Annotated in this window: 12 protein-coding genes and 1 riboswitch; of the genes, 1 reads left to right on the plus strand and 11 read right to left on the minus strand. The window is 59.0% G+C overall.

All coding sequences use genetic code 11. The annotated features are described in order from the left end of the window. Positions 1-16: 16 nt before the first annotated feature. Both ACEVJK_RS00080 and ACEVJK_RS00085 read right to left on the minus strand, forming a co-directional pair. Complete coding sequence (locus tag ACEVJK_RS00080; protein WP_262669827.1) at positions 17-433, minus strand: YjdF family protein; 417 nt, start codon at positions 431-433, stop codon at positions 17-19. Positions 434-581: 148 nt separating this feature from the next. After that, positions 582-1,970: a PLP-dependent aminotransferase family protein gene (locus ACEVJK_RS00085; protein WP_147572186.1), complete on the minus strand. Its 1,389-nt coding sequence runs from the start codon at positions 1,968-1,970 to the stop codon at positions 582-584. Positions 1,971-2,103: 133 nt separating this feature from the next. On the opposite strand from ACEVJK_RS00085, the gene ACEVJK_RS00090 reads away from it, so the two are divergent. After that, positions 2,104-2,628, plus strand: a complete 525-nt coding sequence (locus ACEVJK_RS00090; protein WP_186852108.1) for an ECF transporter S component — start codon at positions 2,104-2,106, stop codon at positions 2,626-2,628. A gap of 108 nt (positions 2,629-2,736) precedes the next feature. Here ACEVJK_RS00090 and mgtE read toward each other — a convergent pair whose 3' ends face one another. The 9 genes from mgtE to ACEVJK_RS00135 all read right to left on the minus strand — a co-directional run bounded on the left by mgtE (position 2,737) and on the right by ACEVJK_RS00135 (position 14,631). Beyond that, positions 2,737-3,732: a magnesium transporter gene (gene mgtE, locus ACEVJK_RS00095; RefSeq protein WP_147572184.1), complete on the minus strand. Its 996-nt coding sequence runs from the start codon at positions 3,730-3,732 to the stop codon at positions 2,737-2,739. Between the two features lie 236 nt (positions 3,733-3,968). Further along, positions 3,969-4,130, minus strand: a riboswitch (M-box (ykoK) riboswitch). Positions 4,131-4,185: 55 nt separating this feature from the next. After that, the gene (locus ACEVJK_RS00100) at positions 4,186-7,659 is read right to left on the minus strand and encodes a DNA polymerase III subunit alpha (protein ID WP_186852107.1); all 3,474 of its coding nucleotides are present in this window, start codon (positions 7,657-7,659) and stop codon (positions 4,186-4,188) included. Between the two features lie 79 nt (positions 7,660-7,738). Next, positions 7,739-8,218, minus strand: coding sequence for a GNAT family N-acetyltransferase (locus ACEVJK_RS00105; protein ID WP_186852106.1), 480 nt, complete (start codon positions 8,216-8,218; stop codon positions 7,739-7,741). Positions 8,219-8,452: 234 nt separating this feature from the next. Beyond that, positions 8,453-9,346, minus strand: coding sequence for a DNA-binding protein WhiA (gene whiA, locus ACEVJK_RS00110; protein ID WP_186852105.1), 894 nt, complete (start codon positions 9,344-9,346; stop codon positions 8,453-8,455). Between the two features lie 2 nt (positions 9,347-9,348). Next, the gene (gene yvcK, locus ACEVJK_RS00115) at positions 9,349-10,389 is read right to left on the minus strand and encodes a uridine diphosphate-N-acetylglucosamine-binding protein YvcK (protein WP_374739725.1); all 1,041 of its coding nucleotides are present in this window, start codon (positions 10,387-10,389) and stop codon (positions 9,349-9,351) included. A 66-nt stretch (positions 10,390-10,455) separates the two neighbouring features. Then, the gene (gene rapZ, locus ACEVJK_RS00120; RefSeq protein ID WP_147572179.1) at positions 10,456-11,319 is read right to left on the minus strand and encodes an RNase adapter RapZ; all 864 of its coding nucleotides are present in this window, start codon (positions 11,317-11,319) and stop codon (positions 10,456-10,458) included. Positions 11,320-11,496: 177 nt separating this feature from the next. Further along, on the minus strand, positions 11,497-12,408 hold the full coding sequence (gene murB / locus ACEVJK_RS00125; protein ID WP_147572178.1) for a UDP-N-acetylmuramate dehydrogenase: 912 nt from the start codon (positions 12,406-12,408) through the stop codon (positions 11,497-11,499). Between the two features lie 195 nt (positions 12,409-12,603). After that, positions 12,604-13,548 carry a DUF4349 domain-containing protein gene (locus ACEVJK_RS00130; protein ID WP_374739726.1) on the minus strand — a complete coding sequence of 315 codons (945 nt, stop codon included), beginning with the start codon at positions 13,546-13,548 and terminating at the stop codon, positions 12,604-12,606. A 132-nt stretch (positions 13,549-13,680) separates the two neighbouring features. Beyond that, entirely contained in the window at positions 13,681-14,631 is a 951-nt protein-coding gene (locus ACEVJK_RS00135) for an ROK family protein (RefSeq protein ID WP_374740022.1), read from the minus strand.

The raw sequence follows: 14,631 nt of genomic DNA on the forward strand, positions 1-14,631 counted from the left end.
AAAAAGCGGGGCAGAATTATCTGCCCCGCTTTTTTTCGCGCTTTTTTTGCTGCCGGAGAAGGAATTTCCGCCGGTCCTCCTCCTGACGCTCCAGATGCTTCTTTTCCCTTCGGGCCAGCCCTCGATCCTCCCGCTGAAGCGCGAGAGCCGCCTGGGCCTTGGTCCCTATCCCTCTAATCTGGGTAGACTTTCTCGCTTCCCGCTGAAGGCGCTTTTGTTTCTGCTCCAGGGTAGGGCGCTCCTCTTCCGACAGCTTACTGAACACCAGCCTGTGCCACTCCTTCAACACCCATTGATAGATCTGAGTGTCAGTGGGCTGGGCGCCAAAGGTGATTTTGGCCGCCTGATAGCCCTCCTCCCCCCATCGCTGGGCAATACCCACCCAAAAAGGGGACTGGAACAGCACTATAAAACTGCTCATACTTGGAACCATATTCAGTTTCCTCCCTAACATGACACGTCAGAGAAGGGACGACCCGGGAGGGAAGGCTACTTACGGGAGCGCGGACCCGCGGACGGACTACCAACCGCCTTGTGTTTTTATCTCTGCCCCTGCATTCTAATACAGAGCTGTCTCTCTGTCAATCCAGCAGGCCAGCCAGAAGCGCCAGGGCAGGAGCCAGCCGTGCGGGCGCTGTTCCCGGATAATTGACTACCAGAGTGTGGAGGGGGGCCGCCCCCGGCCGCTGCTGGTAGTCTGTGAGAAAGGAGAGCCTTACTCCGCGCGCCTCCATCTCCCTCGACAACCAACTGTCCTCCCTTTCCGTCTCCAGCTCCAGCAAAAAATGGAGTCCGGCCTCCTCTCCAAGCACACGGCAGCGGCCGGACAGAGGACTTTGGCCGATGGCTGCCAGCACCTCGTCCCGGCGATTTCGGTAAAAGACACGCATCCGGTTCACATGGGACTCAAAATAGCCCTCCTCCAGAAAGCTTGCCAGGGTATACTGCTCCATCGCCGGAACTGTACAGGAGTAGAAGCCTAGCCGACGTGGATATTCCTCCATCAGAGAGGGCGGCAGCACCATATAGCTGACACGCAGCGAGGGGGCCAGTGACCTGGAAAAGGTATTCATATAGATGACCCGTCCTGCAGCGTCTATGCTCTTCATCGCTGGTATAGGGCGTCCTGTAAAGCGGAACTCACTGTCGTAGTCGTCCTCGATGATATATCCCCTTTGCTCCTCCGCCCATCGCAGAAGCGCCTGCCGGCGCAGGATGGGGGTCACTGTCCCTGTGGGGAATTGGTGGTTGGGCGATATATGGAGGATCTGCACCCCCCTCTCCTCTACCTCCTGAGGGCGCACCCCCCGGCTGTCCATCGGAAGGGGGATGCATCCCGCCCCGTTCAGGCCGTATATTCTGGCCGCCTTGGAGTAGCCAGGGTCCTCTACCCCGTACAGCAGGTCCCGGCCCAAAAGCTGCACGATCAAATTATACAGGTACTCCGTCCCCGCCCCCACCACGATCTGCTCCGGTGCGGCGGAAATGCCCCGGAACTGGTAGAGATGTCGGGCGATTGCCTGCCGCAGAGGATAGACACCGTTGTGGGGCGTCGCCTGAAGCAGCTCGGCTCCCCGCTCCGTAAGTATTCTTCGCATCAGACGGGCCCAGACAGAAAAAGGGAAGCCCTCTGTCCCGCTTCCGGTCCCCCGCAGGTCCAGCCGCCACTCCCGCTGTTCCCTGTTCTTTTCCCTGGCCTCTGCCGGATTCTCCCTAACTGGTCCTGTCTCCACCGGGTTGACAAAATACCCCCGCTTTTCCCTGGCGTTCAGGTACCCCTCCGCCTCCAACTGGGCATAGGCGTTCTCCACCGTTACCACTGCGGTATTCAAATGGGTGGCCAGGGTCCGCTTGGAGGGCAGCTTCTCCCCCGCTTTCAAGCGGCCGGACAGGATGTCCTCCTTGATGCAGCGATACAGATAGTCGTACCTGGCCAGGCTCCCTCGCTTTTCCAAATCATATGTCAGCATAAACAGCCCTCCAATCTGGTCCTATAAAAAAGTTATAGTTTGGTCCTTTTAATCATATCAGATATGATTAAAATACAACTCAGTTGAAAAAGCAAGCAAAAATTTCCCCACCACTTTTAAAGGAGCGATCACCATGTCAGATACCAAGATCCGTAAGCTGGTATTAGCCGCCCTCTTTGCCGCCCTGTGTACCATCATGACCCTGGTCATCCAGGTTCCCTCCCCCATGCAGGGCTATGTCAACCTGGGAGACTGTGCCGTTCTTCTCTCCGCCTGGGTTCTGGGCCCACTCTACGGCGGGGCCGCCGCCGGCGTAGGTTCCATGCTGGCGGACCTTCTCTCCGGCTACGCTCACTATGCTCCTGGAACCTTCGCTATCAAGCTGGCGATGGCCGTAGTGGCCGCCCTGCTGTTTCAGGCTCTCCAACGGCGCCGCACTCCAAATGTACTCCTCTCCCAGGCTGTGAGCGGCTTTGCGGCTGAGATCATCATGGTAGCCGGCTATTTCGGCTACGCCTGCCTGTGGCTGGGCAAGGGTCTGGCCGCCGCGGCCTCCGTGCCGGGGAATATCATTCAGGGGCTCTTTGGGCTGGCCGCCGCGGCCGCAGTCTACGCCGTACTCAGCCGTGGCCACGCCCTAACTCATATAACCCGCTGATTCCGACAAGGTCCCACCGCCGAAATCTTGCCCGCTAATCGAAAGAAGCTGGAGGAAAGGCACAGCCTTTCCTCCAGCTTTTCTCCTCTCTCCGCCGGGTATTCCGCGTCATATTCTAAGAAGCAGGACGGCGATACGAAAGTATACCATCAGGGATATCCCATCCGCGATGGTGGTGATCAAGGGGCTGGCCATCACAGCAGGGTCCAGATGGGCACGGCTGGCCAGAATAGGCAGGAAACAGCCCAGCAGCTTTGATACAATCACCGTCACTACCAAAGTCAGGCTGACCACTATGGCCACTATCAGATCCAGGTGGTCCAAAACAGTCAGTCGCAGCAGATTGACAGCGGCCAGGGTAATCCCACACAGCACTCCGACCTGTATCTCCTTCCAGGCCACCTTCCACCAGTCCCCATACCCTATCTCCCCCAGGGAGAGCCCCCGGATGATGGTGACGGAGGACTGGCTGCCGCAGTTCCCTCCCGTATCCATCAGCATGGGGATAAAGGCAGTAAGTACCACCTGGGCGGCCAGGGCAGTCTCATAATGGGTAATAATGGCCCCGGTAAAGGCCGCCGATACCATCAGCAGCAGGAGCCACAGCACACGCTTTTTGTAGATCTCCCACACGCTGGTTTTTAGATAGGGCCGCTCGGAAGGAAGGATGGCGGCCATCCGCTCCATATCCTCAGTGGCCTCGTCCCGCAGTACCTCCATGGCATCCTCCGCGGTGACTGTCCCAACAAGCTTTCCCTCGTCATCCACCACGGGCAGTTCCACGCAGTCCGCCGCCTCCATCAGACGCACAGCCTCCTCCTGGTCATACTCCGGAGTAAGGACAGCCCTAGGGGCGGACATGGCCTGATCCAAACGGGCGCAGTCGGGCGCCGCCACCAGTTCGTAGAGGGTAAGAGCACCCAACAGGCGCCCCTCCTCATCCACCACATAGCAGCTGCTCATAAAATCCTGGGGCACACCCACCTGGCGCAGGCGGGCCAGTGCCTCCCGGGCACGCATCCGCGGAGAGAGCTCCAGGGGCTGACGGGACATGATAGCCCCCACAGTCCCAGGGATGGCAGGGATCATATTGATGTTCTTCATAACAGCTTCCTCCTTGTCGTCGAGTTCGGTTTTTTACCGTTTCGTGACAGGAGGTCCGGCAAACTCAGCCGGCTGTCTCGGCGCCCATCCCAGGACGCCGCGTACCATATTGAGTTTGTCCGCCGGGACCTCGACTGCCGCTGTCCATGAGATGTTCACCTCTCTTTGCTTCAAAATCGCTCCGGATAGAAAAGAGCACGCAAGCCGCGGCGGCGGCAAGCGTGCTCTGCACATACCCTATCATGCCACCGTCCAAGCTTTAGCATCGCGGGGCGGTGAAGTCGCGTTAAATCCTGCCTTCTGTTCGACAGGACCTGTTCAAACCAACGAAGGATGTCTCCATCCCTTTGCGGCAGCGACCCATATCCCCACGGTAGCCTTACCTACCGGATTACGGGGCTATTATATCCTCTTTCTGGCGGGCTGTCAACCCCTGGTTAAGCGGCTTGGCCGTCACTGCACCACCACGTTCTCCGCCCCCAGCCGTTCCGTCAGGTCAGCCACCAGGGCTGGATGGATTTGGCAGTAGGAGCCCACACGCTTTTTGCAGTCCTCAAAATAAAGCACCACCCGGCTCTCTCCGGGGAAAAAAGAGAGGGCCAGCCGGACCTTACGCAGGCGAGGGTCCTCTCTGGCGGGCAGGCGGAGGTAGAGCGTCTTTTCCTCCTCCCCTGTCATCTCCCCATTTAGGTCTCCCAGGGGGCGGATCTCATCCACCATGAGCTGTGGCTCCTTCTCGTCCCGGACAGAGATCCGGCCCGTAGCCAGGATCGCCGAGTTTTCCCTGATATGGCTGCCACTATTCTCCAGCACTTTGGCAAAGCACAAAAGCTCCATCGAGGCAGTATCATCCTCCAGGTTGACATAAGCCATCAAGGTGTTATTCCGGGTGGTTCTGGTACGGTAAGTGGAAATAATACCGGCCACTGATACCCTCTGGTTGTCCCGGTACTCCTTAGGTCCATCCTCCCGCTGAAAGTCCAGCAGGATAGAGCCGATGCTCACCGCCCCCTTCCGCCTGGCCATCTCCCGGTACTGATCCATGGGGTGCCCGGACAGATACAGCCCGGTGATTTCCTTCTCCATGGTCATCAGCTCCTGAGCGCTGTACTCCGCCAGCTCCGGCAGGACCAGTGCGGGAAGGGGGGCGCTCTCCTCCACTCCGCCGAGCCCAAAGAGATCCAGCTGCCCCTCCACGTTCCGCTTCCGAGCCGCGGCAATCCCGTCCAGCACTTGGCCGTATACCTGCATCAGTTGGGACCTACGGTAGCCCATGCGGTCAAAGGCTCCGGATTTGATGAGACTCTCCACCACTCTCCGGTTTAGATCCTGGTCAAACATCCGGTCGCAGAAGTCCATAAAGTCTGTAAAGGGTCCACCCTTTTCACGTTCTGACAACATGGCGTTTACAACGTTTCGTCCTACCCCCTTCAGGGCCACCAGGCCAAAGCGGATTCCTCCCTCTACCACAGTGAAATCGGCCTGGGACTCGTTCACATCAGGGGGAAGCAGAGGGATATCCATATCCCGGCACTCAGAGATATACTCCGCCACCTTCTCGGTGGAATCCAGCACCGAGGTGAGCAGAGCGGCCATGTACTCCTTGGGGTGGTGGCACTTGAACCAGGCGGTCTGATAGGCCACCACGGCGTAACACACAGCGTGGGCCTTGTTGAAGGCGTAGTTGGCAAAATCGTTGATTTCATCGTAGATAGACTCGGCAATAGCGGCGGGTACTCCGTTGTGCTCACAGCCGACAATATTCCGCTCCGGGTCCCCGTGGATAAAGGCAGCCCGCTCCCGCTGAATATCCTTCATTTTCTTTTTAGACATGGCGCGGCGCACCATGTCGGCCTGTCCCAGGGAGTAGCCTGCCAGCTGTTGGAAGATCTGAATGACCTGCTCCTGGTAGACGATACATCCATAGGTATTGGACAGGATGGGCTCCAGGGCCGGGTGCTTGTAGGTAATCTTGTCCGGATTGTTTTTGCTGGCAATAAAGCGTGGAATGGAATCCATGGGGCCAGGGCGGTAGAGGGCGATGATGGCGGTGATATCCTCGATATTCTGTGGCTTGAGGCCGAGGCACACCCCGGTCATTCCCGCAGACTCCATTTGGAACACACCGGAGGTCTTCCCCTCTGACAGCATAGACATGGTAGCCGGGTCGTTCAAGGGGATGCTTTCTAGTGTAAAGTTCTTTTCCTTGCTTCGGACCATTTTGACCGCGTCATCCAGAATCGTCAGGTTACGCAGTCCCAGGAAGTCCATTTTCAGCAGTCCCAACTCCTCCAGAGTGGTCATCACATACTGGGTAACAGGCAGGCCGTCGTTGGTCGCTAGGGGCACATAGTCGCAGACCGGCCGGCTGGTGATAACCACACCCGCAGCATGGGTGGAAGTATTCCGCGGCATCCCTTCGATGGCCATGGCGGTATCGATGAGCTTTTTGATGCTCTCATCCCCGTCATACAGCTCTCTCAGCTGTTTAGACAGCTTCAAAGACTCCTCCAGCGTGATGTGCAGCGCTCCAGGACCACTGGGGATAAGCTTGGCCACCGCATCCACATCTCCGTAAGGCATTCCAAGAACCCGCCCCACGTCCCGGACAGATCCCCTGGCCGCCATGGTACCAAAGGTGACGATCTGGGCCACATGGTCGGCGCCATATTTTTTGTTTACATAATCAATGACCTCTTGCCGGCGGCGGATACAGAAGTCAATATCAATATCGGGCATGGATACCCGCTCTGGGTTGAGAAATCGCTCAAAATACAGGGAGTACTGCATGGGGTCCAGGTCTGTGATATTCAGGCAGTAAGACACCATGGAGCCGGCAGCCGACCCGCGCCCCGGTCCCACAGGGATGTGGTTTCCCTTGGCAAACGCGATAAAGTCGGACACAATAAGGAAATAATCCACAAAGCCCATCTTACGGATCATATCCATCTCGTATCGCAGCTGCTTCCGATATTCCTCAGGCTGGTCCGGATAGCGGCGTGCAAAGCCATCCATACACAGCTTTTCAAAGTACGCCTCCCCGTCTGTCCAGCCCTCTGGGAGCTGAAAGTGGGGCAGGTGATATTTTCCAAACTCAAATTCCACATCACACAGTTTGGCAATTTTGGCAGTGTTCTCCAGCGCCTCAGGATAGTTGGGGAACAGTGCGGCCATCTCATCCTCTGACTTGACATAGAACTGGTCGGTTTCAAACTTCATACGATTGGGGTCGTCCACAGTCTTGCCCATTTGAATGCACATCAGAACGTCCTGTGTCTCCGCATCCTCCTGGCGGAGATAGTGGGCGTCGTTGGTGGCGATAAGGGGGATGCCTGTTTCCTCATGGATGCGGACCAGCGCGGCATTCACCTGCTTCTGGGCCGCAATGCCGTGGTCCTGGAGCTCCAGGTAGTAGCCGTCCTCTCCAAACAGCTCCCGCATCTCCAGTGCCACCGCCTTAGCCTGCTCATACTCCCCCGCCAGCAGCAGCTTGGGCAGTTCTCCGCCCAGGCAGGCGGAGCAGGCGATCAGGCCGCCAGCGTGCTCCCGCAGTAAGTCCATGTCGATGCGGGGCTTAATGTAAAATCCCTCTAGATAGGCCTGAGACACCATATAGGACAGGTTTCGATAGCCCTCCTCGTTCCGGCAGAGGAGCACCAGGTGGCGGGAATCCGCGTCAAACTCATGGACCTTTTGGAAGCGGGTGCGGCCCCGTGGCGCCACATAGACCTCGCAGCCGATGATGGGTTTGATCCCCTCGGCCTTGCAGGCCCGGTAAAAATCAATGACTCCATACATACAGCCGTGGTCAGTGATGGCCACCGCATCCTGCCCCAGCTCCTTGACCCGCTCCACCAGCTTTTTGATCCGGCAGGCTCCGTCCAGTAAGGAAAACTCCGTATGCAGATGTAAATGGACAAAGGACATAGCCTTTTCTCCTCCCTGGGACAAACTGCCCCACCACTTCTTCATTTCTCGCTCTAAAATTTGATTTCTAGAGTGCGGTTCACTCCGCCGCCTGCTTTAGCCTCTCCCCCGTGAGGCGGTAAGTAGTCCACTCATCCATGGGAGTGGCGCACATCTTTTGGATATAAAAGTTAATAGAAGGGGTGTTCCAGTCCAGGCAGGCCCATTCCAGCCGCCCGCACCCACGTTCCACCGTGATACGGGCAAGTCTCTTTAGCAGGGCCTCCCCGTAGCCCTTTCCACGCTCCTCAGGCAAAACGAACAGGTCCTCTAGATAGATGCCCGCCCGGCCCAAAAAGGTGGAGAAGTTGTGGAAGAACAGAGCAAAGCCCACCTCTCTCCCACCGGCCGCAGCGAAGATGACCTCCGCCTTCTGTTTCTCAAAAATCCATTCCCGCAGCAGCTCCGGTGTGGCCACCACCTGGTCGGACATATGCTCATAATCCGCCAGAGCCCGGATAAAGGACAGGATCAACTCCTCATCCCCTGGGACCGCGGTCCGAAATGTACAAACTGTCATCGTATCTCTCCTTGTCATAGGCGCGCTTTTGATTGGCTAGGGCCTGTCCCTCTTACCGCTTTTTTCTTAACTGCTTTTTGCTTCTCTCCGCTTCCCCTGTCCATGGGTCCTATATTTCCATATTGAACCAGAGAACAGCGGGGCAGCTCAAAATCTGTCAGCTTGTGCTTTGGGACTCCCAGGGAATGCGACCCGGCTAACCATTTTGCGCCTTCCCTGCATACGCCCGTTCATCTATCCTTCCTCTCTCCCCAACTCTACCAGCTTCCGCAGGCGGTGGTTCAGTGCTGACTTGGTGATCGGTGGATCACACCGCTCCGCCAGCTGGGACAGGGTGTCCTCTGGATGGGCTAGTCGAAGGGCGGCGGTCTCCTTCAGCTTGTCCGGCAGAAGGGCCAGCCGGCCCCGCTCCTCCAGGCGCCGTATGGCCTCCAACTGGACCATGGCCGCCTCCACCGCCTTATCCAGATTGGCGGCATCACAGTTTACCCTTCGGTTCACGCTGCCCCGGATGTCCTTCTCCAGCTTGGCGTTCATCACTTCCATAGCGGACACAGGGGCACCGATGGAGGTAAGAAAATCCTCGATCCGGTCACTCTGCTTAAAGTAAATGACAGAATTTCCCTTCCGCTGGGCCGCTTTGGGCTCCAGCTCCATTTCCCGCATCAAGGCCTCCAGCTCCCGGCTGACGCTCTGGTGCGTGGTAGCCAGCTCCAGGTGGTAGCCCTTTCTGGGGTCGGTCACCGATCCGCCCGCCAGGAAGGCTCCCCGCAAAAAGGAGGTCCGGCAGCAGCTCTCCTCCAGTACAGCAAAATTCAAATGGAGGGCCAGCGCGCCCAGGTCGCTGCCGAAGGTCTGATGGACAGCCGCCAGCTTATCCCGGTCCATGATGGAGAAGATATACTTCCCCTCCCCGTCTGGCAGGCGGTCAAAGGTAATCCGAAACGCCTTTTTCAGCAGTGGAGGCAGCCGCTTGGCAAAGGCTTCGCTCTCTGTCATCACCCGGATCTCCCGGGCACTGAAGGTATTGCAGTAGAGCAGCACACCGTAGGCCTCCGCCTGGGCACAACACCGCCGGTTGAGTGGGATCCGACATAGCTCAGTCTTCACATCTCCGGAAAAGGACATGGTCATTCCTCCAATATGTAGCGCCTCTCTCCCCGGAAGATGCGCACCGCTCGCTGACGGTAGATCTCCAGCAGGGCGGCCGCCAGCTTATCCGGGTCATGGCGGGCAAAATCGCCCTTGTCGGAGGCCAGAGGCCGCTCCTCCAGCTCCAGCCCCATCGCGGCGACGCGCTCCCGGTCCACCGTTAGAGGCGCCGCGTCCTCCACCAGGTATTTCTCCACTAGCCCAGGATGAACTGGCGCACTGTTGGCCAGACACAGGTCCAGCAGCCCCGGCTCCCCGTGGACCAACAGGGCTTCCAGGTGGTCAGCGGCGGTATACCCCTCTGTCTCTCCATCCTGAGTCATGATGTTGCACACATAGATCTTTGGCGCGTCCGACTGGGCGATGGCTTTGGCCACCCCGTCCACCAGCAGATTGGGGATCACACTGGTATACAGGCTCCCCGGCCCCAGCAGGATCAGATCCGCGTCACGGATGGCCTCCAGAGCGGCGGGCAGAGGGGCGGGCCGCTCTGGGATCAGCGCCACCCGAGAGATCCGGCAGTCCTGCTCTTTTTTAAAATGGTATATCTTGGACTCTCCCACCACACGGGCCCCGTTTTCAAAGATGGCCTCCAGCTGCACGTCCGCGCTGGTAACCGGGATGACTCGGCCCGTGATCGCCAGCACCTGGCTCATCTGGCTGACCGCCTCCTCAAAGGAGCCGGTCACCCCATTCAGGGCCGCCAGAATCAGGTTGCCAAAGGACTGTCCGGAGAGGGAGCCCTCAGTAAAGCGGTAGGTCAGCAGCTTCTCCATGATGGGCTCCGTGTTGGCCAGGGCCTCCATACAGTGTCGGATATCACCCGGGGGCGGCATTCCAATATCCCGGCGAAGCATTCCAGAGCCTCCCCCGTCATCCGCCACAGTGACGATGGCGGTCAGATTCTTGGTATATTTTTTTAAGCCGCGCAGCATGGTGGAAAGGCCCGTACCGCCGCCCACAGCGACGATCTTGGGCCCCCGCTCCCACTGCTGGAGGCTGGGCAACGTATCGCTCATAACCGCTCCTTTCCCTGAAAGGACAGACCTGCTCCGTGTCCCGTATCCAGGCCACGGCCCCTGCCATCAGTTTCTTCCCAAGTCCCGGTGGCTCTCCGCCACAGGCCAGCCCTGTCCTCTGATCCGCTCGGCTAGAGCATGGGCGATGGCCACGGACCGGTGGTGCCCGCCGGTGCAGCCCACGGCGATGACTAGAGCCGTCTTGCCCTCCTCCTCATACCGGGGAAGGAGCCAGCCCACCAGGGCCCACAGCCGCTCCAAAAACTCCTCTGCCTGGCCGCCGTGAAACACATAGTCCCGCACCCCCTGGTCCAGTCCGGTAAGGGGACGCAGGTCAGCTACATAGTAGGGGTTGGGCAGGAAGCGGACATCCAGGACCAGATCGGCCTCCATAGGCACCCCGTGCTTGAATCCGAAGGAGGACACCCGAATGTCCATCCGCCCCTCTGTGGAACTGCCCTTAGCAAAAATGCGGCGCAGCTCTCCCTTCAGCTTGGCGGGGGACAGATTAGTGGTGTCGATTATATATTCCGCCCGCCGGCGCAGGGGCTCCAGCATCTGCCGCTCCAGAGAGATGGCCTGCTCCAGACTGTCGCACTCCTCGGCCAGAGGGTGGCTGCGGCGGCTCTCCTTATACCGCTTGATAATAGTTTCGTCCGAGGCATCCATAAAGAGGATCCTGTAAGCGCACTTCATGGCCTTCAGGTCAGTTAGGGCCTGGAACAGGCTATCAAAGTTGGTGCCGCCCCGGATGTCGGTGACCAGAACCACCCGGTCATACTCCCCGGAGCCAGCCATACCGAGTTCTGCGAACTTGGGGATCAGGGGGGCGGGCAGATTATCCACACAGAAGAAATCCATATCCTCCATAAAAGAGGCGGCTTTGCTCTTTCCCGCTCCGGACAGGCCGGAGATGATAACAAATTCCATCCAATCACACCTCACCGCCGCCTCTCCGCCAAGGACCAGGCGGCTTTTCTCTTTCTATAAGGTCCAACAGGCGGCATGGGACCTTCCACCGGGTAGAGCGGCAGGCCCCTAGGGCAAGCACCTGGACACCTCTATTCCTAGAGCATAAGCCAGCGGCTTGTCGCCAGGACCCTCCCGTCACCGTAGGACTTTCACTTCCATCTCCAGTGCTACGCCAGTTTCCGCCAGGACACGGGCCTTCACCCGCTCTACCAGCTCCAGCACATCCGCGCAGGTGGCGCCTCCCCGATTTACGACGAAACCGGCGTGCTTCTCCGACACCTGAGCGCCTCCCACACACACACCCTTCAACCCACACTGATCGATGAGGGCGGCAGCGAAGTGGCCTGTTGGGCGCTTGAACATAGAGCCGGCGCTGGGGTATTCCAGAGGCTGCTTCTCGCTGCGTCGCCGGGCCAGTTCCTCGATTTTCGCCCGGATCTCCTCCGCTTCCCCTTGGGGCAGAGAGAACTCCGCCTTCAGGATAAGCCAGTCGGGGTGCCGAGCAAAGATGCTGCTGCGGTAGCCAAACTCACACCCGGCGGCGGGGATGGTATGCTCGTTTCCCTCCCCATCCAGATAGGTGACGGCAGTGACCACCTGGGACAGCTCACCTCCATAGGCCCCGGCATTCATCATTACACCGCCCCCCAGGGACCCCGGTATGCCGTGGGCGAACTCCAGCCCGGCCAATCCCCGGCCCAGGGCCGCCCAGGCCAGACGGGCCAGTGAGATCCCACTCTCCGCCCACAGGCGGCGGTTCACCTCCTGGGTCTGATCTAAGCCGCACAGCTTCACCACAAATCCTCGGTAGCCCTCATCCGGCACCAGCAGGTTGGAGCCGTTGCCCAAAAAGAAGGGACGGATTTCCAGCTCCCCGGCCGCCCTCACCGCCGCCTTTGCCTCCCCTACTGTTCTGGGCAGGGCCATCAGGGCCGCCGGGCCGCCAATCCGAAAGGTGGTATGCCGAGACATAGGTTCCTCCGTCCTCAGCTCCAGCTCAGGGCAGCGATCTCTTAAATTACGCAACAACTGTTCCAATCGATCCATATTGCCTCCTGGCATCCTCAGGATAAAATCATGTACCGAATTATTATAACAAATTTTTTCTCCAAATAGAATAGGCAGAATCAGAAATATATCCTCTCCGGGCTCCCCCCTCTGTTCGGTCAGTACCCCTTTCACGGGTCCCACTCCGTAATGCCGCAAAAAATGGGCCCCTCCCTGTGTGGGGAGGGGCCGGTTTTACGGTTCCTGCTTTTCAGACTGCTCCGTTTTCCACTTCTTATACTTTCTCAGACCTGCCCATCCGCCCATGGCCGCGGCAGCAATCAAGATGACTAGGACCACCAGGTTGTAGGACATCCACACCAGCAGCTCCTGAGCGCCCCGGACAAAGCCCTCGCAGCTGGCCTTGAAGCCGGCGGTCATCCGCTGGCCGAGGGTAGAGCTCTCCCCCACCTCCTGGACCACCTTTCCTACCTCTTGCAGATAGATGGTAAAGGTAGAGTAGCTGATCAACGCATCGTAGCGGTTCAGGGTGGAGGACAACTGCTCGATCTGATACTCCACATCACCCAGGGCATTCTCCAGAGAGATGATATCCTCCATGGTGTCCGCCTGCTCCAGCAGGGCAAGCAGGCGCTCCTGCTTGGTCCGCTGTGTCTTCAACCGGGTCTCAGCGTCATAGTACCGCTCCCCCACGTCCTCGCTGCTCTCGCTGCTCTCCGTGATATAGCCCAGTGTCCCGGCGCTATTGAAAAAGTCGCTGTACCGCTCTGCCGGCACTCGGACGACGTACTCCCCCCAGCGGCTGGCACTGGCATCCCGGTAGCTCCCTCCGCGCACAGCGGCGGTTTCAAAATATCCCCCGCACTCCGACACCAGACGGTCCAGGGCCTGGACCGTCTGGTCGAACTGCTCCGTCTGGATGCTGAACTCCGCCCGGCGGACCAGTTTGGCTCCTGCGTTCTGATAGACGGAGCTATCCGTGCCCTGTTCGTCCGCGCTGGGCTCCATAGGAGCGGCCTCCCCGCCAAAGCCTATGTCCCAGCCGGAAGATATGTCCGCGCTGGAAGCCGTGTTTCCCGCAGCGGCCCCAGAGTCCTTGCCATTGTTTCCGCTGCCACAGCCTGCCAGCAGCAAAAACAGCAGAGTCAGCCCCGCGGCCAGTGTCTTTTTTCCTCTCATAACAGATCCCCCTTTTTCATTTCGTCTCGACTCTTTCGCGCGTCACTTCCCACCAAGGGGGAAGCCTTCCGCGTCCTCTAATTCTCTAGACGAAATCTGTGGGATCTGGTTCGGACTTTTTTTATTAAAATTTTATATCATGTCGCACAGCAGAGCGGCCCCTACCACTCCGGCGTCGTTGCCCAGTGCGGCCCGCTCCAGCCGGGTGGGCATGGATTTGTCATAGGAGCCCTTCTTTACCAGCTCCCGCAGGGGAGTCAGCAGCAGATCGTCGTCCGCGTTGCTGATGCCACCGCCCAGACAGATGATCTGGGGCTGTAAGATATTGACCAGATCGATTAGACCTATGGACAGCCCCTGGCGGTAATTCTCCAGCACCCGAAGGGCGGCGCCGTCCCCCTGTCTGGCCCCCTGGAAGGCGGTCCGCCCCTGGACCTTGGAGAGATCGCCGCCGCATAGCTCCCACAGAACACTGTGCCGGTCCTGCTCCATCGCCTGGCGGGTCATCCGAATGAGGGCGGTGGCCGAGCCATACTGCTCCCAGCAGCCGTGATTGCTGCAGCCGCAGGGGACACCGCCGGGCTGGATAATCATGTGGCCCGCCTCCATGCCCGAATTGGCATACCCGGTAAACAGCCTGCCTCCCGCCACCATACCGCTGCCGATTCCTGTGCCCAGGGTGACCACCACTGCCGGATCACAGCCTTTCGCGGCGCCGGCCCAGTACTCACCGATGGCCGCACAGTTGGCGTCGTTGCCCAAAAAGAACGGCACATCCCACTCCTGCTGGAACAACTGACGCACCGGCGTATCCCGGAAGGGCATATTGGCGGTCTGGACCACCACGCCGGTCCTGTTGTCCACCAGGCCCGGAAAGCCGGCTCCCACAGCTTGGATCTGATCCAGGGCCACCCCCTCCTCCCGGCATACCTCTACGGCCAGCCGGACCAGCTGGCGACACAGCCCCGCGCCATCTAGGGACTTGTCCACCGGCACCCCGGCTTTCCTCAGGATACTGCCCTCCCGGTCCACCAGACCGGCGACCAGGTTGGTCCCTCCTACATCGATACCCACATAGTACAT

It is taken from the genome of Flintibacter sp. P01028, from assembly GCF_041925235.1.
Lineage (GTDB): Bacteria > Bacillota > Clostridia > Oscillospirales > Oscillospiraceae > Lawsonibacter > Lawsonibacter aceti.